The 21,468-nt window shown below is 71.1% G+C and carries 20 protein-coding genes; 7 read left to right on the top strand and 13 right to left on the bottom strand.

Translation table 11 applies throughout. From position 1 onward, the window contains the following. Nucleotides 1-428 precede the first annotated feature (428 nt). Nucleotides 429-1,010, bottom strand: coding sequence for an ATP-binding protein (locus ACIBK4_RS38595; protein WP_399002684.1), 582 nt, complete (start codon nt 1,008-1,010; stop codon nt 429-431). A gap of 477 nt (nt 1,011-1,487) precedes the next feature. Next, complete coding sequence (locus ACIBK4_RS38590; RefSeq protein ID WP_366430224.1) at nt 1,488-1,811, bottom strand: hypothetical protein; 324 nt, start codon at nt 1,809-1,811, stop codon at nt 1,488-1,490. A gap of 395 nt (nt 1,812-2,206) precedes the next feature. Here ACIBK4_RS38590 and ACIBK4_RS38585 point away from each other — a divergent pair, with 395 nt between their 5' ends. Beyond that, nucleotides 2,207-3,331, top strand: a complete 1,125-nt coding sequence (locus ACIBK4_RS38585; protein ID WP_399002682.1) for a PLP-dependent cysteine synthase family protein — start codon at nt 2,207-2,209, stop codon at nt 3,329-3,331. A 34-nt stretch (nt 3,332-3,365) separates the two neighbouring features. Here ACIBK4_RS38585 and ACIBK4_RS38580 read toward each other — a convergent pair whose 3' ends face one another. From ACIBK4_RS38580 to ACIBK4_RS38570, 3 genes are all read right to left on the bottom strand, one after another. Continuing rightward, nucleotides 3,366-3,725: a hypothetical protein gene (locus tag ACIBK4_RS38580; protein WP_399002680.1), complete on the bottom strand. Its 360-nt coding sequence runs from the start codon at nt 3,723-3,725 to the stop codon at nt 3,366-3,368. 75 nt (nt 3,726-3,800) lie between these two features. Beyond that, nucleotides 3,801-4,271 carry an SRPBCC family protein gene (locus tag ACIBK4_RS38575; RefSeq protein ID WP_399002678.1) on the bottom strand — a complete coding sequence of 157 codons (471 nt, stop codon included), beginning with the start codon at nt 4,269-4,271 and terminating at the stop codon, nt 3,801-3,803. A gap of 69 nt (nt 4,272-4,340) precedes the next feature. Continuing rightward, nucleotides 4,341-5,168 (bottom strand): DeoR/GlpR family DNA-binding transcription regulator, encoded by an 828-nt coding sequence (locus tag ACIBK4_RS38570; protein ID WP_366430228.1) that lies wholly within the window; start codon nt 5,166-5,168, stop codon nt 4,341-4,343. Between the two features lie 290 nt (nt 5,169-5,458). Here ACIBK4_RS38570 and ACIBK4_RS38565 point away from each other — a divergent pair, with 290 nt between their 5' ends. After that, complete coding sequence (locus ACIBK4_RS38565; protein WP_399002675.1) at nt 5,459-7,801, top strand: hypothetical protein; 2,343 nt, start codon at nt 5,459-5,461, stop codon at nt 7,799-7,801. Here the strand turns inward: ACIBK4_RS38565 and ACIBK4_RS38560 are convergent. The 4 genes from ACIBK4_RS38560 to ACIBK4_RS38545 form a co-directional block, all read right to left on the bottom strand. Beyond that, nucleotides 7,771-10,206: a right-handed parallel beta-helix repeat-containing protein gene (locus tag ACIBK4_RS38560; RefSeq protein WP_399002673.1), complete on the bottom strand. Its 2,436-nt coding sequence runs from the start codon at nt 10,204-10,206 to the stop codon at nt 7,771-7,773. The genes ACIBK4_RS38565 and ACIBK4_RS38560 overlap by 31 nt on opposite strands. Nucleotides 10,207-10,312: 106 nt before the next feature. Continuing rightward, a complete protein-coding gene (locus tag ACIBK4_RS38555) occupies nt 10,313-10,918 on the bottom strand; it encodes a hypothetical protein (protein WP_399002671.1) in 606 nt (201 codons plus the stop codon). Between the two features lie 201 nt (nt 10,919-11,119). After that, nucleotides 11,120-11,944: an MOSC domain-containing protein gene (locus tag ACIBK4_RS38550; RefSeq protein ID WP_399002669.1), complete on the bottom strand. Its 825-nt coding sequence runs from the start codon at nt 11,942-11,944 to the stop codon at nt 11,120-11,122. A 42-nt stretch (nt 11,945-11,986) separates the two neighbouring features. Then, nucleotides 11,987-12,424, bottom strand: a complete 438-nt coding sequence (locus ACIBK4_RS38545) for a DUF6643 family protein (RefSeq protein WP_366430233.1) — start codon at nt 12,422-12,424, stop codon at nt 11,987-11,989. 296 nt (nt 12,425-12,720) lie between these two features. On the opposite strand from ACIBK4_RS38545, the gene ACIBK4_RS38540 reads away from it, so the two are divergent. Beyond that, a complete protein-coding gene (locus tag ACIBK4_RS38540; RefSeq protein WP_399002952.1) occupies nt 12,721-14,037 on the top strand; it encodes a TerD family protein in 1,317 nt (438 codons plus the stop codon). Between the two features lie 4 nt (nt 14,038-14,041). On the opposite strand, the gene ACIBK4_RS38535 is transcribed toward ACIBK4_RS38540, so the two are convergent. After that, a complete protein-coding gene (locus ACIBK4_RS38535; protein WP_399002950.1) occupies nt 14,042-15,208 on the bottom strand; it encodes a glycosyltransferase in 1,167 nt (388 codons plus the stop codon). A gap of 69 nt (nt 15,209-15,277) precedes the next feature. Here ACIBK4_RS38535 and ACIBK4_RS38530 point away from each other — a divergent pair, with 69 nt between their 5' ends. Together ACIBK4_RS38530 and ACIBK4_RS38525 are read left to right on the top strand one after the other, a co-directional pair. After that, a complete protein-coding gene (locus tag ACIBK4_RS38530) occupies nt 15,278-16,063 on the top strand; it encodes a glutamate racemase (protein ID WP_399002667.1) in 786 nt (261 codons plus the stop codon). 105 nt (nt 16,064-16,168) lie between these two features. After that, on the top strand, nt 16,169-16,714 hold the full coding sequence (locus ACIBK4_RS38525) for a hypothetical protein (protein WP_399002665.1): 546 nt from the start codon (nt 16,169-16,171) through the stop codon (nt 16,712-16,714). Between the two features lie 16 nt (nt 16,715-16,730). On the opposite strand, the gene ACIBK4_RS38520 is transcribed toward ACIBK4_RS38525, so the two are convergent. Further along, the gene (locus ACIBK4_RS38520; protein ID WP_399002948.1) at nt 16,731-17,798 is read right to left on the bottom strand and encodes an O-antigen ligase family protein; all 1,068 of its coding nucleotides are present in this window, start codon (nt 17,796-17,798) and stop codon (nt 16,731-16,733) included. Nucleotides 17,799-18,033: 235 nt separating this feature from the next. Between ACIBK4_RS38520 and lnt the strand changes: the two genes are divergently transcribed. Both lnt and ACIBK4_RS38510 read left to right on the top strand, forming a co-directional pair. Beyond that, complete coding sequence (gene lnt / locus ACIBK4_RS38515) at nt 18,034-19,644, top strand: apolipoprotein N-acyltransferase (RefSeq protein WP_399002663.1); 1,611 nt, start codon at nt 18,034-18,036, stop codon at nt 19,642-19,644. A 77-nt stretch (nt 19,645-19,721) separates the two neighbouring features. Further along, nucleotides 19,722-20,213, top strand: a complete 492-nt coding sequence (locus ACIBK4_RS38510) for an NUDIX hydrolase (RefSeq protein ID WP_399002661.1) — start codon at nt 19,722-19,724, stop codon at nt 20,211-20,213. Here the strand turns inward: ACIBK4_RS38510 and ACIBK4_RS38505 are convergent. Continuing rightward, the gene (locus ACIBK4_RS38505; RefSeq protein ID WP_399002659.1) at nt 20,189-20,983 is read right to left on the bottom strand and encodes an SDR family NAD(P)-dependent oxidoreductase; all 795 of its coding nucleotides are present in this window, start codon (nt 20,981-20,983) and stop codon (nt 20,189-20,191) included. The two genes, ACIBK4_RS38510 and ACIBK4_RS38505, sit on opposite strands and share 25 nt — an antisense overlap. Before the next feature lie 105 nt (nt 20,984-21,088). Continuing rightward, complete coding sequence (locus tag ACIBK4_RS38500) at nt 21,089-21,385, bottom strand: Dabb family protein (RefSeq protein ID WP_366430240.1); 297 nt, start codon at nt 21,383-21,385, stop codon at nt 21,089-21,091. Between the last annotated feature and the right edge of the window lie 83 nt (nt 21,386-21,468).

Genomic DNA, 21,468 nt, shown 5'->3' with positions numbered 1-21,468 from the left:
GGGGGGCGCGGGGGGGGGGCGCGGGGCCCCCCCCCCCCCGGGGGGGGGGGCCCCCGGGGGCGGGCGGGGGGGGCCCCCCCACACCGGCTTCCAGCGCCCCGAAGGCGACCGAACCAAAAGAGGTGCGCGGGGGTGCGTTCTCAACACCGGTCCAGGTGAGGCGAGTTCACAACACCGGTCCAGGTGAGGCGAGTTCTCAACACCGGCCCAGGCAAGGCGAGTTCACAACACAGATCCAGCTGTGTCGTTGTCTGCAGCCAGACCAGGCATCCCGCCGTAGACAACACCAACCAATGGCCTGAACGCCAACCCAACCGCCTCAACACCAATCCAACCGCTTCACCACCAAGGCGACTGCTTCAACACCGCCCCCCCACAGCCCTCAACAGCTCTGAACAGCCGCCCCCCCACAAGCAATCACCGCCCGATCAACCGGCAACGGCGGACCGGGCGGGAGCGTGTTGGGGCCGGTGGCCGTCGACCGGGTGCTCGACCTCGGTGACGAACCGGTGCGCGGGTTTCTCGGCAGCCGCAACCGCAGCCGCAGCCCCGGCCGCACGACGCGGCGGACGAGCCGGCGTAGCAACCGCAGGCGTGGACGTGGACGTAGGCGCGGTCAACGTGAACCACACAACCTTCCCGGACTCACCATCCGGCCGCACCCCCCACTTCTCACTCACCGCCGCGACCATCGCGAGCCCGCGCCCACAAGTGGCCGTGGGCGAGACCTCGTCGATGTCGCCCACCACCGGAAGCCGAGGATCGTGATCGTGAACGGAGACCATGAGCTGATCCAGCAGCAGCTCGATCTCGACGACACACGTCTTGTCGGGCTGGGCATGCCGGTGGACGTTGGTGAGGAGCTCTGTCACACCGAGCGCGGCCCGGTCGATCAGAGGGTCCAGATGCCAGTAGCGCAATTGCGCAGATACGATTCTGCGGACCTGGCCGATCCGCGACGGCAGGGCTTGGAGCTCCACCGTGCAGTGCCTGCTTGGGTGACTGATCACGGCTGCGACTCCCCGACTGAGGTCCGGAAGAACACGGAGTTCGGATCCAGCAGGGAGGTCAAGGGAAGGCCGCCTGCTGTTGTGTCCGGCGGGCTGGTTCGCAGCGTTATCGCCGGTAAACCCAGAGTGACGTGAGACCAGAGTGACTCAGGGGCCGCGGTCCCGCAACTCGCGGCCGGTCATTGCTCGTCAATGGCGCGGATGCGACGCTCCGCGGCGACCGGCTCCACGGTACGGACGGACCACTCGCCGGCGCTGCCGAGTCGCTCCACCACGCAGATCGGCCACCCACCACACGGATCGGCCTCCCCACCGCAAGGATCGCCCGCTCCCACCGCGCAGATCGGCCACCCACCGAACGGATCGCCTGCTCTCGCGGCATGGCACCCGCGCCACGCGCCCGACCGCAAGGCCCCACCGCAAAGCTGGCCCGTAAGGCTCGCCCGCGCAGCTCGCCCGCAAAGCTCGCCCCACAGTTCAACCGCCCCGCCCCGCCGCCTTCCGCACGGCCTCGATGAACCGCCGTGCCGCAGGCGGACCCGGCTGCCCGGGCGCGGGGTCATGCTCGCCGAGGGTCAGCAGATACCTCTTGCCGTTGAGGTCGGCCAGCGCCCGGTCCTCGGGCGCGAACCACGGTTTCGACGCACGCACCGCCTGCACCGGCGCGCTGTCGATCTCGCTGCCGTAACTGGTCAGCAATTCCAGCCTGCCGTCATTGATCCGGACCTGTCCGGCCCGGGTGAGCGACCGCAGCCGCTTCCCGATCCGCACGCCCGTGGCCGTGAACTCCGGCTCCGCCATGCTTCCCCGCCCCCTTGGTCCAGGACATCTGGTGATCCAGTGTGCGCCCCCGTTTTGGACGTTCGTCCCGCTCCGGTGCAGTCTGCCCGCCAAGGCCGTCGAGCACCAGTACGTACCGCACGGTCACGGTGAGTATTCGAAGCACTCGCACGAGTGCGCCCCCGAGCCCCACGGGCAGCCCGTCGCAAAGTGATCGCAAACCCGACGGGAGCCGGACGCGAGCCCACCGAAGCCCTTCCCCGCCCCTTCCTCAGCCCTTCCCCGACCCTTCCCCAGGATCGCCTTTGAGCCGCCCAAAGGCATGTTTATGCAGGTGAGAAGCGTGCGGAAGGTGTTTATGATCGAGGTGTCGGCCGCGCGAGGCGCCGTCGGCGCGAAGCGTAAGGAGCCCCTCCGTGAGCACCACCCCACAGGCCCTGACCGGCGCCACCCTCGACGTCGACCGCAGTGACGCCGCCTACCGGAGCTGGCTGAAAGAAGCCGTCCGCAAGGTCCAGGCCGACGCCAACCGCTCGGCCGACACGCATCTCCTCCGCTTCCCGCTCCCGGAGAGCTGGGGCATCGACCTGTACCTGAAGGACGAGTCGACCCACCCCACCGGCAGCCTGAAACACCGCCTCGCCCGCTCCCTCTTCCTCTACGGCCTCTGCAACGGCTGGATCCGGCCCACCCGCCCGGTGATCGAGGCGTCCAGCGGTTCCACGGCGGTCTCCGAGGCGTACTTCGCCAAACTGATCGGCGTCCCCTTCATCGCGGTCATGCCGCGCACGACCAGCGCCGAGAAGATCCGCCTGATCCAATTCCACGGCGGGCAGTGTCACTTCGTGGACGACCCGCGCAAGATGTACGAGGAGTCGGCAGCGCTCGCGGTGGAGACCGGCGGCCACTACATGGACCAGTTCACCTACGCGGAGCGGGCCACGGACTGGCGCGGGAACAACAACATCGCCGAATCCATCTTCCGCCAGCTGGAGTTGGAGCGTTTCCCGGAGCCGGCGTGGATCGTCGCGACGGCCGGCACGGGCGGTACCTCGGCGACCCTCGCGCGCTACGTCCACTACATGCAGCACGACACCCGCGTCTGTGTCGCCGACCCGGAGAACTCCTGTTTCTTCGAGGGCTGGACCACCGGCGATCCGGACGTCACCCGCGACTGCGGCTCCCGTATCGAGGGCATCGGCCGCCCCCGTATGGAACCGAGCTTCGTCCCCGGCGCCATCGACCGCATGATGAAGGTCCCGGACGCGGCCAGCGTCGCCGCCGTGAGAGCCCTGGAACAAGCCATCGGCCGCAAGGCGGGCGGCTCCACCGGCACCGGCCTCTGGAGCGCCCTGAAAATCGTCGCCGAGATGGTCTCGGCGGGCCAACAGGGCAGCGTGGTAACCCTGTTGTGCGACCCGGGCGACCGCTACCTGGACAAGTACTACTCGGACACGTGGCTCGCGGAACAGGGCCTGGACATCGGTCCGTACAGTGAGGCGATCAAGTCGCTGCTGGCGACGGGCGTGTGGCCGGACTGAGTCGCCAAGTAGCCTTTGCCGTACCGAAGTTGGGTCACAGCACATCGACGGGGCGATCGGGATCGAGCGCCGGGGCGGGGCCAAGCTCGAACTCGCAGATTTCCATGCCCGCGAACGAAGCGTGGTCCTGGTCGAGTTGAAGCCATACGCGAGGCGCGTCCTCGTCGTCGAAATGGAACCAGGCGTCGGCCGCGCGGGTTGTGGGAGCGGTTCGGAGGTACGTGCAGCTCGGGCTGCACCTGCACCATCCGTGGAAGCGCAACCGCACCAGCGCTTGAGCCAGGAGGGGCAAACCTTCTGCGACCAGCGCCGCGTCCAGGAACGAGACCAGCGCGGGATAGACATCCGCCAGCAGCGGAGGCTCGATCTCCATCTCCATCTCGATCTCGCTCATCCGGCCAGGCTGGCGACGGCCCGACCCCCGCCCCGCCTCGACGCCCATCGGCACCGATGGTCCACAGCGAATGCCCTAACCGGCCAACCGCCGGTCCAGCGCCGCCACCGCGCCCTTGAACGCCCGCCCCAACCCAGGACCGGCCAACCTGACCGCACCCCGAAACACCGCGTTCCCCTCCACGGCGAACGTCCACTGAACCCGCGTCCCACTCCCCGCAGGGCTCAGCCGCCACTCCTCGGCCATCGCCCGGGCGCCCGGCGCATTGGTGACGTCGACCCGGTACGCGTACACCTCCGCCTCCTTCGCCGCGATCACCGTCTCGCGAAAGTGCCCGCCGCCCCTGAGCCGGATGTCGCGCCCGGCCCCGTCGTCGACGGACCGCGCACTGGTGACGGCCGAGAACCATTCCGCCCAGCCCGGCACATCGTCGTTGAGGGCGTGGAAGACCGCTTCCGGCGCCGCCGACATCTCCTGCGTGAAGATCAGCCGTACCGGAGCGGTGTCGATGAAGTCGAGCCCGACGGGGCGCAGTTGGTTGGCCATGGATGCGAACCCCCTTGACGGTAAGGGCAGTTGACCGGGGTGGGCGACGTCACGATAGCTGGCGGCCTGTCAGATGTCTGCCCCGTCACCGTCTTCGCCCGCGACCACGAGCCGCAGATGCTCCGAGATGTCGGCGCGCGCCTCGGCCGGCAGCCCCGCGTCCGTCACCAGCGTGTCGACCTGTTCCAGCGCGGCGAACGAACTCAGGCCCACCGTCCCCCACTTGGTGTGGTCGGCGACGACCACGACCCGCCGTGCGGACTGCACGAGCCGGCGGTTGGTCTCGGCCTCGGCGAGGTTCGGGGTCGACAGGCCGGCCTCGATCGATATGCCGTGCACACCGAGGAACAGCATGTCGAAGTGGAGCGCCGCGATCGCCTGGTCGGCCACCGGACCCACCAACGAGTCGGAGGGGGTGCGCACTCCACCGGTCAGTACGACCGTCGCCGCGCCCTGCCGCTGGCCCGAGGTGCGCTGCGCCGCGTGGAACACGTCCGCCACCCGCACCGAGTTGGTGACCACGGTGAGATCGGGGACCTCAAGGAGGTGATGTGCGAGCGCGTACGTGGTCGTACCGCCCGAGAGCGCGATCGCCGTGCCCGGCGCCACCAGCTCCGCCGCCGCCCGCGCGATGTCCTCCTTGGCGGTCAGCTCCAGGCCCGACTTCGCCTCGAAGCCCGGCTCGTGCGTGCTCGCCTCGACGACCGGGACCGCTCCGCCGTGCACCTTCTCCAGGACGCCCTGGCGGGCCAGCGCGTCGAGATCGCGCCGGACGGTCATGTCCGACACGCCGAGCTTGCGGGTCAGTTCGTTGACGCGGACGCCACCGCGGCGCCGGACCTCGTCGAGGATCAGGGCGCGCCGCTGCTCCGCGAGGAGGTTCTGATTCTCACTCACGTACGCTCCGGTCCTTTCGCCGCAACCCGTCAGACTGCCCAGCGCGCCCGCCCCGACCAGGACATTCCCCCCGGCGGCGGTGCGCGGACGCCCCAATCCTCGCACGCCCCCGCAAGCACCGCGCCACCGCCTGTCCCGACGCGCACATGTCATTCGGCCATCGTCCGCCCCTCGCGTGTCACACGGATCGGGGAGATTCGGTGACGGGGCGTGTGCGACGCGCCGGAAAGGACGATCCTGGTGTGCACACGGACACAGACAGACAGTGCGTCACGGGGGATGTGCGAACAGTGGAGCGTGTACAGGAACACGCCGTCACGAGCGAGGCGAAGACCCTTGCCGGACGGCCCGATCAGACCGAACCCGCCCTGGAACTCCTGGTCCACGGAGTCGGCGGCGCCACACCCGAGGGGATGCTCGGCGATCCACGCACGGTGCGGGTCACCGGCGACGACACGGCGGCCGTCTTCCGGCGCGCCGCCGACGTCGATGCCGAGTCGCGTCCCGCCGACCGGCGCACCGGCCCGATCCGCGAGGCCTACGTCTGGTGCAACCTCACGTCCGGCAACGGCACGCGCGCGTTGTGGCTGTTATTGCTGCCGTTCATGGTCGTCAACCTCGCGCACTGGATGCGCCCCACCGCCCGCGACCGTAAACGAACAGTGCGTTTCTACGGTCTGCTGGTCCGGCTCGCGGGCCTGACCCTGACCGTGCTGCTCGTCGCGGCCGCCTGCGAGGTCGCGCTGGATCTCGCCGCCTGGCAGTGCGCCGGCACGCGCGCGTGCGCCGAACGGCACACCTGGCTGGGCTTCCTGTCGCCCACGATGTCCCACGACAGTTGGTGGAGCCGACCGGGCCGCCGCCTCGCGCTGGCCGCCCTGGTGCCGACCGCGCTCACCGTCCTCCTCTGGTACCTCTCCCGCCGCACCTGGAGCGAGTACGAGTCACAGCAGCCGATGAACCGCCCGCCCGAGCCCGACGATGAGCCCGACCGCAGTTCCCTGAGCCGCCCCGGCTTCTGGTACGGCCGCCGCCTGGTCGCCCGACTCCGCGCCGCCCACACTGCGGTCGGCCTCCTCACCGTCGCCGCGGCCGTCACCGTCCCGTCGGCCCGCTTCGACCGAGGACCCGGCGGCTCCGGCGCTCTGGCCAGCCTCGGCGGATTCCTGGAGATCGCCCTAGCCGGAGTCGCCTTCGTCGTGGTCTACGTAGTGTGCCGTCGGGGCCGCAGCGAGAACCGCCTCGACCAGGCCCTCGACCGCCGTCTCGTCCGCCGCCTCCCACTCGGCGCCCTCCTGCTGCTCGCCCTCTCCCTCCTCTACGCCGGCTGGTCGCGCCCGGGATGGCAGTCGTCCGGGCGGCTGCCGGGCGACATGACGTTCGGCGGAATCGCCCTGGTCCAGGGCCTGTTGGTGGTCGCCCTGGCCGTCGTGGCCCATCTCCTGCACCGAACCCACCCCGACCCGCGCTCCGCGATGCGCGGCCTCGGCGGACCGGCGGTCGCGATGCTGGCCTGCGCGCTGGGCGGTGTGATGTCCGGCGGGGTCTCGCAGCGGGTCTCCGACTGGCTGGACGGCACGGGCACGTCCATCGCGGGACCGCCCGTCCTGCTCACCTGGCAGGCCTCGGTGATCCCGCCGCTGCTCGTCCTCGTCCTGGTCCTGTGCGCCGGACTCGGCCACCGCACGTGGCGGCTGCGCCGCAGCGAACTGGCCGCGGTGGCGCGCGACTACCCGGACGTGCGGAAGGACCGGGCGCGCACCGCCAAGATCGCGAGCACGCGCGCGATGGCCGCGCTCACCGACCGCGGCCCCCTCCTCGTCGCCGTCATCTCCACCGCGACCCTGCTCCTGGGCGCCGGAGCCCTCGTCGGCGCCTTCACCACCGACAGGACACCGGCACGCGCCGGAGAGGACGGCCACGCCTTCGTGCACGGTGCCGCCCAGACCTCGCAGGGCCTCGGCTCCTGGCTGATCGGGCTCGGCTTCATACTGTTCGTCACCTGGGGCAGGCGTGCCTACAAGGACGCCTCCGCGCGGCGCACGATCGGCATCCTGTGGGACGTCGGCACCTTCTGGCCGCGCGCCGCCCACCCCTTCGCCCCGCCCTGCTACGCCGAGCGCGCGGTCCCCGACCTCACCTGGCGGATGGCCACCTGGACCCGCGCCACGGGAGGCCGCCTCGTCATCTCGGGCCACTCCCAGGGCAGCGTCCTCGCAGCGGCGGCGGCCTGGCAACTCAAGCCCGCCCAACGCAAACGCGTAGCCCTCCTCACCTACGGCTCACCCCTGGAGCGCCTCTACGGCCGTTGGTTCCCGGCCCACTTCGGACCGGCCGCGCTCAGCCGACTGCACCGCGAGGTGGACTGCTGGCGCAATCTGTACCGGCTCACCGACCCCATCGGCGGCCCGGTCCACGTGTCCGGCGACTGCGGCCCCGAGGTGGATCACGAACCACCGCTCAAGGACCCACTGGAATACGGCCGTACGGCACGGCATCCGCTGCCCGCGCCGATCCTCGGCCACTCCGACTACCAGGCCGACCCGGTGTTCGCCGAGGAACGCGAGCGGCTGCTGGCCCGGCTGCGGCCCGAGGTGCCGCCTCAGGGCAGCTCGGGGAGGTCCTCCGCGTAGAGCAGGGTCAGGTCGTCCGTGCTCGGCTCCTCGACCTGGGCGACCCGGCTCGCGTGCCGCTCCACCATCGCCTCGAAGGTCTGCCGCGCGGTACGGCCGTTGCCGAACGCAGCGCCCTTCGGGATGGCCGTGAAGTACTTCGTCAGCCCCTCGGAGGCGCCCTCGGCCAGCCGGTACTCGTGCTCCTCGGCCTGCTGCTCGACGATCCTGAGCAGTTCCTCGGGGTTGTAGTCGCTGAAGGTGATGGTCCGTGAGAAACGGGACGCCACACCGGGGTTGACGGACAGGAACCGCTCCATCTCCGCCGTGTAGCCCGCGACGATGACCACGACCGCGTCCCGGTGGTCCTCCATCAGCTTCACGAGTGTGTCGATGGCTTCTTTACCGAAGTCGCGTCCCGAGTCCTCCGGAGAGAGGGCGTACGCCTCGTCGATGAACAGCACTCCGCCGCGCGCCTTGTCGAAGGCCTCCTGGGTGCGGATCGCGGTCGAGCCGATGTGCTCGCCGACCAGGTCGACCCGGGACACCTCGACGAGATGCCCCTTCTCCAGGACCCCGAGGGAGGCGAGGATCTCGCCGTAGAGCCGGGCGACCGTCGTCTTGCCGGTGCCGGGGGAGCCGGTGAAGACCAAGTGCCGCTTGACGGAGGCCGCCTTGAGGCCGGCCTGTTGGCGGCGGCGGCCCACCTCGATCATGTCGATGAGGGAACGCACCTCGCGCTTGACGCTGTCCAGGCCGACCAGCGCGTCGAGTTCACCGAGGACGGCCTTGGAGGTGCGGGACTCCTTCTCCGGCTCCGTCGCGGTGATCAGCGGCTCCTGCTCGGCCGTGCGCTGGGTGGGGATCGCGCCCAGCACGCTGGTGGACTGGCTCGCCGTCTCCACGGCCGTCTCGTGGGCGGTGGACGGCTTGAGGCTGCTCTCGTCGCTGGTGCAGTCCTCGACGACCGGTCCGGTGCCGGGCGCCGCGTCCGGTCCGGCGTCCGCGAACTCGTAACCACCGCGCGCGCACCGCTCCGTACGGCACTTCTTGAGCGTCGTACGACAGCCGTCTATGACGTGGAAGCCGTAGCCGCCGCTGCCCGTCACGCGGCAGCCGAGGAAGGTGCCCCGGCCGCCCGCGGAGACGTAGAAGCCCGCCTCGGCGGGGGAGTCGACCGTGCAGCGCTCGATGGTGGGGTCGGCGCCCTTGGTGACGATCACGCCGGTCTGGGTGGCGTCCACGGTGCAGTTGTTGAGGGTGCCGCCGCTGCCGTGGTCGCGGAACCACGCGCCCGTGGCAGCGTCCCGGATCCGGCAGTCGTCGAGCTGCGCGGTCGCCCCGTCGCTCACCGACACGGCCGTGTTGCGCACCTGGGAGATGTCACTGTCGACGACGTCCGCGCGTGAGCCCCGGTCGAGCACGAACAGTGCGTCCGGTACGTCGTGCACCCGGCACGAGTCGAGAACCGCCGTCGCACCGTCGCTGACCCACACCGCCGGATAGTCGCCCGTGCTGTCGAAGATCTCGCACTGATTGGCGTCCACGCGCGTGCCCGGGTCCCACACCGACAGTCCGTTGCGCCCGAACTGACGCACCGTCGTCCGGGTCAGCGTCAGGACGGAACGCGACCGCAGATCCACCGCGTTCTCCGGGATGTCGTGGATGCGGCAGTCGGCCAGCGTCAGCACCGCGTCCGTGTCGAGCGTCACGCCGTCCGCGGTCGTACGGTGCACATCGCAGTCGGTGAGGTGCGCGGTGGCGCGGCCGGTGATCTGGACGCCGCTGCCGCGCGTCTCGTAGATCTCACAACCCACCGCCTCCAGCGCGGAGTTCTCGCCCGTCGCCGACAGACCCACGCCCGACGCGTGGTGGATACGGCAGCGCTCCAGGCGCGGGTGGCCGCCGGCGCGGACCGCTACGCCCGCCTGGCCGGCCGAGACGACCTCGCACTCCTCGAACACCCCGCCACCGCCGTCGAGTACGGCGATCCCGATGCCGGCCGGGTTGTCGACCGTGCAGCGCCGCACGGTGGGGCGGGCGCCGCCGCGGACCTCGATGCCGGAGGCGGAGCGCGTGACGATCCGAAGGTCCGTCAACTCCGGTGCGCCGTCCTCGACAAGGAGGGCGGGCGCGGCGGAGTCCTGGCCCTCGACATGCAGGTCCTGGACGATCGCCGAGGCGCGCACGGTCAACGGCACGCCGTCCAGGGGCGCGATGCGCACCGAGCCGGGCGAACCCTCGGGGCCGCGCAGGGTCACCGACCGCTGCACGACGAGGTTCTCCCGGTAGGTGCCGGGAGCGACGGTGAGGACGTCTCCCTCGGCCGCGGCCTCCAGGGCGGCGGCGAGCGACGCGTACTCACCTGTGCGGCGCCGCCACCGCGATGTACCGGTGTGCGTCACCTGGACCGTGCCCTGTGCCATGGCGCTGCTGTGCCCCCACCTCGTGGTACGCGGGTTGATGCCGAAGCCTTCGCCGGTCCACCGTAGCGTGCGGGCGGACGGTGGGTTGACCAGAGCCGGAAGGCGGTCAGCTGCCGGTGCCGGTGCGGCCCCAGTCGGGACCCGCCCGCTCCCATGCCCGGTCCCAACGGGCGTACCTGCGGCGGACCATGCGCCACAGCACGAACCGTCTGCCGCTGTCGACCAGCCCGGCGGTCAGCAGTGCCGCGCCGAGCCCGGCGAGCACGGCGTGCGTCGTCGCCGTGGCCGAGTCCAGCGGGCGGGCGACTATGTGTCCCTGCTGGTCCGTCCAGAGCCTGAAGTGGTCACCCGTGTGCGGGGTGTTGAGGCTCGCCATGACCGCGCCGTGGTGGGCGGTGCCGTCCGGGGCGGTCCAGTCGGCGAGGACCCGGCTGCGGACGTCCCGGGCGGTGGACGAGTCGGGGTCGGGGTCGAGCTCGGCCCCCTTCAGCTTCTTGACCACCGTCGCCGTCACGACGTGCCGGTCCGCGCGCTGCTCCCGCACCGACCGCTGCAGGCTGTCCTGCGCGATCACGCCGACGAGCGAACCGATCACGGGTGCGGCGACCAGGACCAGCAGCAGGACCACGAGGGCCAGCCAGGCCTCGACCAGATCGGTCGCGCGACGCAGCGGATTGCGCCGCCAGCGCCACACACCCCTGATTGCTCCCACCGTCCCGCACCCCCTTCCCGCTCCGTGATAACTCCGCGCGTGGCCGTTCACCCAAGAGCCCCGGCAAAGAGAGAGCGAAATCACCTCTCCCAGGGCCTTTCATGAACTTCTCACGGGATCTCAACGACCGGGCCCACGGGGAGGGTTCCCGCCTCGCGCGCTCTTCGGCGGAACCTCGTGCGCTCTTCGGCGGAACTCCGGCTACGCGAGAATCCGGACCGGATCACCGACGCGGATCGTGCCGGTCGACCGGGGCACCAGGTTCTGTCCGAAGACGAGCTTGCCGCCGATGCGGCGGTGCCGGGCGAGAGTGCGCAGGGGCTCCTTGCCGCGCTCGGCGGTGCCCTGGTCGGTGGTGGTCACCACGCAGCGCCCGCACTTCTTCGCGACCCGGAAGACGACCTCGCCGATCACGACGCCCGACCAGTCGTCCTCGGCCCAGGCGGCCGTGCCCGCGACGACCACATTGGGCCGGAACCGGTTCATGGGAAGCGGCCCCTCGGACGCGTGATCCCCTTGCGCGACAAGGGAGTTGAGGGCGTCCAGGGATGCCTCGGAGGTCAGCAGCAGCGGATAGCCGTCGGCGAAACTGACGGTCTCACCGGGAAGCGCGTAGTCCGGGTCTACGGGTCTGCGCGCGGCGGGATCGTCCATGTGGACAAGACGTACGCCGAGGCCCAGATAGTCGCTGCACCAGCTGTGCGCGGCGTCCGGTCCCGGCACCGCGTCGACCTTGGTACCGAAGATCTCCATCGCCACGGTGGTGACCGGCTCCGGAACGGGCACGGACAGCGGATCACGGCCGGGCGCGGACAGACGAACACCGCCGCCGGGCAGAAGCTCGGCGGCGGCCAGTGCGAGACGCGGGTGCTCGCGTTGCGTGACGACCTTTCCCCCGTCGTCGATCAGCACCCAGCGTCGGTCACCGGCCAGCCCCCAAGGCTCCACGAGAGCCTCCCGGGGCGAGAAACCCCGGAGTGCCTTGACCGGATGAACGTGGATCGACCGCAGCTCCGCATTCCCCATCGCTCCATCGTGCCAGGCGGCACCGACAACGCAGGGTGCGGATCAGTAACCGCCGCGGTACTGCTGCTGATTGTTGTACGGGTCCTGCTGGTACGGCGCCGGTGCCGGGCGGGGAGCCGCCGGACGCATCGCCTCGTAGCCGGCCGGAGCCGCCATCGGGCGCGGCTGCTGTTGCTGCTGCTGGCCGGGGTAACCGCGCGGCGGGGCCTGCTGCGGGATGTAGGCGGCGGGCGCCTGCTGCAGGGGCGAGGGCTGTTGCGCCTGCGGATAGCCGTAGTTCTGCGAGGGACCCGCCGGGAGGGCGGGCAGTGCCGACGGCAGCGCCGGCAGGTTGCTCCCCGGCATGTCGTACGCGGCGGGGACCCGGATCGGGGCGATCTGCGGGGTACCCCGCTCGGCCACGAGGGAGTCGTAGATCGGGGTGTCCGGGAAGGAGGCGGAGTAGTAGCCGCCGCCATAAGTGGAGCGGGGGGAGGTCATGGCACATAAGTTAAGCCCACGATGTGCTGGTTGGGGAGACCGATTAGAGGGTTGTTTTCCGTGTCGGGGGTGGCACGGGATCCCCAATGCGAGCGAACTTGTCAAAAAAGGGCATCAACCCGTGTTCGGATCGGGTAAAAGCCTAGTTCCCGGCGGGTTACCAGCGGTTGGCCGACGGTGTTGACGCGCCTCTGATGGGCGTTCGCCGCCCCGGGGAATAGGTTGTGCGGGTAGACACCCGATGGGCTGCCGGGGTGTGCCCTGGCACGGGACACGTGAGGGGGGCAGACATGTCGATGCCGAAGGGATCGAATGTTCCGGTGCCGACGACGGCACTGCGCGTCGAATTGGGCTGGCGGTCCGGACCCGGCGTCCCGGACGCGGACGCCTCGGCCCTGCTGCTGGTCGGCGGCAAGGTGCGTTCCGACGGCGACTTCGTGTTCTACAACCAGCCCGCGCACTCCTCCGGCGCGGTCCGCCACGAGGGCAAGAACACCGCCGGCGACCGGGTGACCGACAGCCTGCTCGTCGACCTCGCGCGCGTGGAGCCCGCCGTCGACCGCATCGTCCTCGCCGCCTCCGCGGACGGCGGAACGTTCGGCCGGGTCCCCGATCTGTACATCGAGGTCCGGGACGCCGTACAGAACACCGCGGTCGCCCGCTTCGACAGCACAGGCGCGACCGTCGAAACGGCCTTCGTGCTCGGCGAGTTCTACCGCCGCCAGGGCGCCTGGAAGTTCCGGGCCGTCGGCCAGGGCTACGACAGCGGACTCGGGGGCCTGGCAACGGACTTCGGCATCACCGTGGACGAACCGCAGCAGACGGCACCGGCCGCGACGATGCCGCCGCCGTCCGGTCCGGCGGTGACCATGCCGCCGCCCTCCGGGCCGCCCGTGAACCTGCCGCCGCCGGTCCGGCCGCCCGTGACCGTGCAGCCCCCGGTGAGCCCGCCCCCGCCGCCTTCGGCGGCCCCCGTGCGGCTCTCCAAGGTGACGCTCACCAAGGCGGCCCCCTCGGTCTCCCTGACCAAGCAGGGCGGCACCTCGGGCGCCATGCGCGTGAACCTCAACTGGGAGGTGCGCAAGCAGTTCTCGGGCTGGGGCAGCAAGCGTGGCCGTGCGGTCGCGATGCACGCGGACCTCGACCTCGACCTGTGCGCCCTGTACGAACTCGCCGACGGCCGCAAGGGCGTCGTCCAGGCCCTCGGCAACGCGTTCGGCTCCCTGCAGCGGCCCCCGTACATCCACCTCGACGGCGACGACCGCAGCGGCGCGTCGGCGAGCGGCGAGAACCTCACCATCAACCTCGACCACATCAAGGACTTCCGGCGCATCCTCGTCTTCGTGACCATCTACGAAGGCGCCCGTTCCTTCGCCGACCTGCACGCCACCGTCACCCTCCAGCCGCAGCACGGCGGCGCGATCGACTTCTCGCTCGACGAGTGCACGGTGCCCTCCACGGTGTGCGCGCTCGCCCTGATCACCAACACCGGAGGCGATCTCGTCGTCCAGCGCGAGGCCCGTTACCTCGTCCCGGATCGCGGCGTGAGCCCGCAGCGGACCGTCGACCGCGTCTACGGGTGGGGCATGAACTGGACCCCGGGTCGCAAGTGAGCCCTCAATTCTCCTCGCCGACAACGGCGTCCGGACGCGCGTACGTACGGCCCTTCCAGGCCGCACCGCGTCCCCTGTAGTGCTGCACCGCCGAATCGACGGTCATCAGGAGGTACAGAAACGCGGTGAACGGCAACAGGGGAGCGAGCCAGAGCGGCTGCCCGTAGTAGCGGATCATCGGGATGTACGTCCCTGTCATCACCAGCCACGCGAGACCGCCGAGCACTGCGGTCGCCGTACTCCCCACGGCCAGACCAGCCAACAGGGCAACCGGCGGCACCAGATAGACAAGCGCCAGGCCTACGACGGTCCCCAGGAGAAGCAGCGGGTTGTGCCGCAGTTGCGCGTAGGCGCTGCGCGAGACCATGCGCCACAGGTCGTGCAGCCGGGGATACGGGCGCACGCTGTCCACCCGCTCGGCGAGCCCCAGCCAGATGTGGCCCCCGCCGCCCTTGACGGCCCGCGCGAGCGCCACGTCGTCGATCACCGCCTGCCGGATCGCGTCCGGGATCCGCGCCCGCTCGGCCGCGTCGGCGCGCAGCAGGACGCAACCGCCCGCCGCGGCCGCCGTCCGCGCAGACCGCCTGCCGATCCGGCGGAACGGATACAGCTGCGCGAAGAAGTAGACGAACGCCGGCACCACGAGCCGCTCCCACAGGCTCTCCACGCGCAGCCGCGCCATCAGCGACACCGCGTCGAAGCCGCCGGTGCGCGCCGCCGCCACCAACTCCCGCAGGCTGTCCGGGGCATGCGCGATGTCCGCGTCCGTCAGCAGCAGATACTCGGGGTCACGCGCGCGTGCCAGCCCGATGCCGTGGCGTACGGCCCACAGCTTGCCCGTCCAGCCGGCCGGCGGTTCGCCGGGAGAGTCCACGGTCAGCGGCAGCCCGCCGTGCCGGGACGCCAGCGCGCGGGCCAGTTCCCCGGTGCCGTCCGAACTGCCGTCGTCCACAAGGAAGATCTCCGCCCGCCCGGGATAGTCCTGGGCGAGGAGCGACGGCAGGCTCTCGGGGAGTACGGCGGCCTCGTCGCGTGCCGGGACGACCACGCAGACCGCCGGCCAGTCGTCCGGGTCGGTGCGGGCCGGGAGTCTGATGTCCGTGCGCCAGAAGAAGCCCTGACACAACAGCAGCCACAGCCAGGCGGCGAGTGATCCGGCGGCGATCCACACGATGGCGCTCACGGGCGCAGTCTGCCCCACGGCAGCGGATCCACCGAGGCCATCGTCTATCGTGGCCGGGTGAAGATCGCGCTGATTGACTCCGGAATCGGCCTTCTGTCGGCCACCGCGGCGGTACGGCGTGTGCGCCCCGACGCGGATCTCGTGCTCTCCCTGGACCCCGAGGGCATGCCCTACGGGCCGCGGACTCCGGAGGACGTCGCCCAGCGCGCGCTGGCCATCGCCGAGGCCGCCGCCGCGCACCGGCCCGACGCCCTGATCATCGGCTGCAACACCGCGACCGTGCATGCCTTGACGGTGCTGCGTGAGCACCTGGAGCCGGGCATCCCGGTCATCGGCACGGTTCCGGCGATCAAGCCGGCCGCCGCCGGTGGCACGCCCTTCGCGATCTGGGCGACGCCCGCCACCACCGGCAGCCCTTACCAGCGCGGCCTCATCAAGGACTTCGCGGACGGTGTCGCGGTGACCGAGGTCCCGTGCTGGGGACTGGCCGAGGCCGTGGAGCACGGGGACGAGACGGCCATCGACGCCGCCGTCGCCGCGGCCGCCGAGCTGACCCCCGACGATGTAACGACCGTTGTCCTGGGCTGCACCCATTACGAACTGGTCGCCGAGCGCATCCGCGCCGCAGTTCAGCGCCCCGACCGCCCCCCGCTCGTCCTGCACGGCTCCGCCGACGCGGTGGCCGCCCAGGCGCTGCGCCGGATCGGTGAAAAGCCCGCCCCGGAGGTGCTGCCCGACGGCACCGTCACGGTGCTCCTGAACGGCCGCGAGGGCGCGCTGCCCGCCGCCGCGTCGGTCTACGCCGAGGGCCGACTCCTGCGGGCCGTCAGCCCCGCCCACTGACCACGGCGACGCACCGAACCCTGTGCGTACACCGTGTCGCCCCACAAAACGGTCACCCTCCGCAACGCCGTACCCGCGCAGCGAAACCTGAGTAGTCTCGTAGGCATGAGGGACCACCCCCGCGACGAAACCTTCCCGCAGACCGAGATCTGGACCGGACGCGCGACGAACCGGTTCCAGTGGCTGCTGGCGCTCGCCGGTGCCGCCTGCATGGCGCTCGGCATCGAGCTGGCCGTGGACTCCACCTGGACGTCCGGCATCGCCCCGCTCGTCATGTCCGTCGTCGGGTGCATCGCGGCCGGACTGCTCATGCTGTTCGGCACGCTCGCCTTCGTGCACGTCGGCCTGAAGGTGGACACGGAGTCCCTCGAAGTGCGCTGCGGCCACATCGGTGTGCCGCGCCGCCGCATCCCCCTCGCGAGCGTCGCGGGCGCCGAGTTCGCCCCGCACGTCACCCCGCGCCAATGGGGCGGCTGGGGCTACCGCTGGCGGCCCGAGAAGGGCACCGCGGTCGTCGTACGGCGTGGCGAGGGCATCGTCCTGCGGCTGTGGGACGGGCACACGTTCACGATCACCGTGGACAACGCGGAGGCGGCCGTACGGATCATCACGGACCGGCTGGCGCCGCCCAGGCCCGGCGCGGTGCTCTGACCCCCTCTCTCGTCCGTCACGGGGCCAGTCGGTCGCCACGCGCGTGTGCGTCCGGCACGGGGTGAGAGGCGTCGTCGGCGATCGGGTGGGCCGTGGCCAGCCCGGCCAGGAAACCGGCGCCGACGGACACCGAGGTGAAGCTCAGCGCGTTGCCGACCGAGGCGATGAGCGCGAGCCCGGTCAGCGCGGCGGCGGCGGTGAGCGCGATCGGGGTGGAGCGCGTGGTGCGCCACAGCGCGTGCAGGACCCAGACGTAGGCCGCCGCCAGCAGGAGCACGCCGACGATTCCCTGCTCGGCCGCCAGCTGAAGCGGTGCGGAGTGCGGTTTGCCGTCCGGCAGCAGGGCCTCGGCCGCCGCGTTGCTCAGCTCTCCGAAGCGCCCCGGACCCACCCCCAGGGCGGAATCCCGGTGCGCCATGTGCAGGGCGTCCTGCCACAACTGGACGCGGTGCGGGGTCAGTTGGCCCTCCAGGGACGCGGTCAGTCCGTCCGGGAGCACGTTTCCGGCGACGGCCCAGGTCGCCCCCGTCACCAGTGCCGTGGCCAGACCCAGGCCCGCGATGCCGAGACCGCGACGGTGCATCCGGCCGGCGGCGAGCGAGCACAGCAGTACCGCCGTGCACAGGACGAATCCCGTGACCGAGCCCAGGACGGCCGCGGTGACCGTGATCCCGGCCGCCAGCAGCCGCAGCGCGAACCGCAGGGCCGGTGCCGAGGCGGCCCAGGCGGAGCAGCACGCGGCACCCGCGGCCAGAGTCAGCAGGGCCGCGCTCGCACCGGCGTGGCCGAGCGGGACGGCGAACTGGGGGCCCGGGGCGAGATGCGGTTCGGCCAGCGCCAGACCGAGCCCGGCCAGCGCCCCCACGCAGGGCGCGGCGACCGGCACGAGCGCCCCGGAGATGCGCCCCGACGCGTAACCGGCGGCGACCGCGAGAACCGCGAGCAGCACGCCCTCGGGGCGGCCGTCGTGCATGGCGGCGGTGATCAGCGACCACGCGGCACACGATCCGAGCACCGCGATGCCCACCGCGTCCGAAACGTTTCGTCTTTCACTGTCGGCGTCCGGACCGGTCGCCGACGCCATCCCCGTGGAACCCACCCCGCCGCCCCCTGAACCGGGCCTCCCCGACCCGTGACCGGCCCCGGCCGTCCTGGCCTGGACCGACCGCACGACAGGGGCTCCGGCACACCGTAACGGCTGATGACCGATTTGTGGACGAGTTGCGCAGAAACGATGTTGCTGCGGCCCTGCTCAGTGCCCTGCGCCGCCGTCCGGACCGTGCTGTCGGGACCAAAGGCGACCGCCGTACACTCCGGGAGTGACCGTCACCGCAACTTCCGCGGACGAGTCGGACCAGCTGGAGCCACAGGCCGCGCCCACAGCGCGCCTCGCCCGCCTCGTCCGTCTGGTTCCGGCCGCCGTAGCCGCGCTCTCCGGAGTGCTGCTCTACGTCAGTTTCCCGCCACGCACCCTGTGGTGGCTGGCGCTGCCCGCGTTCGCCTGTTTCGGGTGGGTGCTGCGCGGCCGCAGCTGGAAGGCGGGACTCGGGCTCGGCTATCTCTTCGGCCTCGGATTCCTGCTGCCGCTGCTCGTGTGGACCGGCGTCGAGGTCGGCCCCGGGCCCTGGCTCGCCCTGGTCCTGGTCGAGGCGATCTTCGTCGCGCTGGTCGGCGCGGCCGTCACCGCGGTGTCCAAGCTCCCCGCCTGGCCGCTGTGGGCGGCGGCGCTGTGGATCGCCGGTGAGGCGGTACGCGCGCGTGTCCCCTTCCACGGCTTCCCCTGGGGCAAGATCGCGTTCGGCCAGGCGGACGGCGTCTTCCTGCCGCTCGCCGCGGTGGGCGGCACCCCGGTCCTCGGCTTCGCGGTCGTCCTGTGCGGCTTCGGCCTGTACGAGATCGTGCGGCTGGCCCTGGAGAGCCGGCAGACCCGTGTCGTACGGCGGTCCGCCGCGGCCGTGGCGCTGCTGAGCGTGGCCGTACCGGTGGTCGGCGCGGTCGCCGCGCGGGGGTTGGTCAGCGACAAGGCCGAGGACGGCACCACGACGGTCGCGGTCATCCAGGGCAACGTCCCGCGCGCGGGGCTGGAGTTCAACGCCCAGCGGCGGGCCGTGCTCGACTACCACGTCAAGGAGACGCTGCGACTGGCCGCGAAGGTCAGGGCGGGCAAGGTCGCCAAGCCCGACGTCGTCCTGTGGCCGGAGAACTCCTCTGACGTCGATCCCTTCGCCGACGCCCAGGCGTACACCGACATCGACGCGGCGGCCAAGGCGATCGGCGCGCCCATCTCGGTCGGCGGTGTCGTCGAGCGGGGCGGCAAGCTCTACAACGAGCAGATCCTCTGGGACCCGGTGAAGGGCCCGACCGACACCTATGACAAGCGGCAGATCCAGCCGTTCGGCGAGTACCTCCCGATGCGCTCGCTGCTCGGGGCGATCAACAAGAACTGGACCAGCATGGTCCGCCAGGACTTCAGCCGGGGCACCAAGCCGGGCGTCTTCACCATGAACGGCGCCAAGATCGGCCTGGTCACCTGCTACGAGGCCGCCTTCGACTGGGCCGTGCGCTCCGAGGTCACCGACGGCGCCCAGCTGATCTCCGTACCCAGCAACAACGCCACCTTCGACCGCAGCGAGATGACCTACCAGCAGCTCGCCATGTCCCGGGTCCGCGCGGTCGAACACAGCCGGACCGTCACCGTCCCGGTGACCAGCGGGGTCAGCGCGATCATCATGCCGGACGGGAAGATCACCCAGAAGACCGGCATGTTCGTCGCCGACTCCCTGGTCCAGAAGGTGCCGCTGCGCTCCTCGGAGACCCCGGCCACCAAGCTCGGCATCCTGCCCGAGATGGCCCTGGTGCTCATCGCCGCCGGAGGCCTCGGCTGGGCGATCGCCGCCGGAGTGCGCGGGCGGCGCGCGGGCGACGTGTAGCCGTACGCCTGCTGTACGCCCGCCGTGCGCACGGCAGTTGGTGGAGTGGCCATGGATCGTCCCGTTAGGGTCGGAGCATGGCTACTCCCGATTTCATCCGTACGATCCGGGCCTCCGCGGGGCATCAGCTGCTCTGGCTTCCCGGGGTCAGCGCCGTCGTCTTCGACGACGCGGGTCGCGTCCTGCTGGGCAAGCGGGCGGACAACCACGAGTGGGCGCTGCCCTCCGGCATCCCCGAGCCCGGTGAGCAGCCCGCCGTCTGCGCGGTGCGCGAGGTGTTCGAGGAGACGGCCGTCGAGTGCGTCGCGGAACGGGTCGTCATGGTCAAGGCCGGGGGACCGATCAGCTATCCCAACGGCGACGCCTGCCAGTTCATGGACATCACCCTGCAGTGCCGGGCCGTCGGCGGTGAGGCGGCCGTCAACGACGACGAGTCGCTGGAGGTCGGCTGGTTCGAGCTGGACGCGCTGCCCGAACTCAGCGATCACCAGCTGTTCCGGATCAAGCAGACCCTGGCCGACGCACCCACGTGGTTCGAGGCAGGTCAGGGCAGGATCGAGTCGACGTAGCCGCCGTCGACGCGCAGCGCCCCGCCCGTCGTGGCCGAAGCCTGGTCGGAGCTGAGATAGACGACCATGTGGGCGATCTCCTCGGGCTCGATCAGCCGTTGCAGGAGGGACTGCGGCCGGTGCTTCCGCATGAACTCGCGCTGGGCCTCGTCCCAGGGCAGGTCGCGGTCGACGAGTTCGTAGACGAAGTCCTCGACGCCGCCGGTGTGGGTGGGGCCGGCGATGACCGAGTTCACCGTCACCCCGGTGCCCGCCGCCTGCTTCGCAAAGCCGCGGCTCACCGCGAGGAGCGCGGTCTTGGACATGCCGTAATGGATCATCTCGGCCGGGATGACGACCGCCGAGTCGCTGGCGATGTTCAGGATCCGGCCCCGGCCGCGCTCCGTCATCCCCGGCAGGTACATGCGGGTCAGCCGGATCGCGGCCAGCACGTTCACCTCGAAGTAGCGCCGCCACTCCTCGTCGCTGATCTCCAACGGGTCGGCCGAGCCGAAGATGCCCAGGTTGTTGACGAGGATGTCCACCTCCGGCAGCGCTTCCAGGACGCGCTGGGCGCCCTCCTCGTCGGCCACGTCGGCGGTCACGGGAACGAAGGCCCCGCCGGGTACCTCGGCAGCCAGCCGTTCCACACCCTCCGCGACCCGCTGCTCGTTCCGGCCGTTCACCCCCACGCGGGCGCCGGAGCGCGCGAGTCCGGCGGCGATCGCCGCGCCGATGCCCTGCGTCGAGCCCGTCACCAGGGCGGTGCGTCCCGTGAGATCGATCTGCATGTGGAACCAGTCCCTTTGTCGCGTCTGTCCGTTCTGCCTGCCGATACGTCTGCCGTCAGCCTGGCGGCAGGGCGATCGGCCCGCCACTCCGGCCTCCCCGGGCCCCTAGACGTGGAGGTCGACGACCACCCAGGAAGCGTGGTGCATCCAGTGGGCGATGGCGGCCAGGTGCGCGGGGTGGTTGAAGTACCGCTGGAAGGCGGCGGTGTCGTCGAAGAGGCTGTTCACGGCGAAGTCGTAGGAGGCGGGCGTCTCGTCGAACACGTGCCATCCGACCTCCCACTGGCGGATCTCGGGGATCTCCCGGTCGAGGTTCTTCACGAGCTCGAATCCCTCTCTCACCTCGGGCGACTCGCGCGTGAGACCTTCATTGATCTTGAAGAGGACGATGTTCCGGATCATTTCCGCTCCTCGTGCCCGCGTCGACGACGGTGAACGTTGACGCCTACGGCGCGTCCGACGACTTGGTTCACCACCGGGGCCCG

This window comes from Streptomyces sp. NPDC050528, assembly GCF_044457795.1.
Lineage (GTDB): Bacteria > Actinomycetota > Actinomycetes > Streptomycetales > Streptomycetaceae > Streptomyces.
The sequence above is the reverse complement of the archived record's forward strand: the minus strand, read 5'-3'. Positions and strand labels throughout refer to the sequence as shown.

Coding starts and splice junctions, on each gene's coding strand:
- ACIBK4_RS38590 (WP_366430224.1), bottom strand. CDS start 1,811: ATGGCGGAGCCGGAGTTCACGGCCACGGGCGTGCGGATCGGGAAGCGG.
- ACIBK4_RS38580 (WP_399002680.1), bottom strand. CDS start 3,725: ATGAGCGAGATCGAGATGGAGATGGAGATCGAGCCTCCGCTGCTGGCG.
- ACIBK4_RS38575 (WP_399002678.1), bottom strand. CDS start 4,271: ATGGCCAACCAACTGCGCCCCGTCGGGCTCGACTTCATCGACACCGCT.
- ACIBK4_RS38560 (WP_399002673.1), bottom strand. CDS start 10,206: ATGGCACAGGGCACGGTCCAGGTGACGCACACCGGTACATCGCGGTGG.
- ACIBK4_RS38550 (WP_399002669.1), bottom strand. CDS start 11,944: ATGGGGAATGCGGAGCTGCGGTCGATCCACGTTCATCCGGTCAAGGCA.
- ACIBK4_RS38545 (WP_366430233.1), bottom strand. CDS start 12,424: ATGACCTCCCCCCGCTCCACTTATGGCGGCGGCTACTACTCCGCCTCC.
- ACIBK4_RS38540 (WP_399002952.1), top strand. CDS start 12,721: ATGCCGAAGGGATCGAATGTTCCGGTGCCGACGACGGCACTGCGCGTC.
- ACIBK4_RS38525 (WP_399002665.1), top strand. CDS start 16,169: ATGAGGGACCACCCCCGCGACGAAACCTTCCCGCAGACCGAGATCTGG.
- ACIBK4_RS38520 (WP_399002948.1), bottom strand. CDS start 17,798: ATGGCGTCGGCGACCGGTCCGGACGCCGACAGTGAAAGACGAAACGTT.
- ACIBK4_RS38510 (WP_399002661.1), top strand. CDS start 19,722: ATGGCTACTCCCGATTTCATCCGTACGATCCGGGCCTCCGCGGGGCAT.
- ACIBK4_RS38505 (WP_399002659.1), bottom strand. CDS start 20,983: ATGCAGATCGATCTCACGGGACGCACCGCCCTGGTGACGGGCTCGACG.
- ACIBK4_RS38500 (WP_366430240.1), bottom strand. CDS start 21,385: ATGATCCGGAACATCGTCCTCTTCAAGATCAATGAAGGTCTCACGCGC.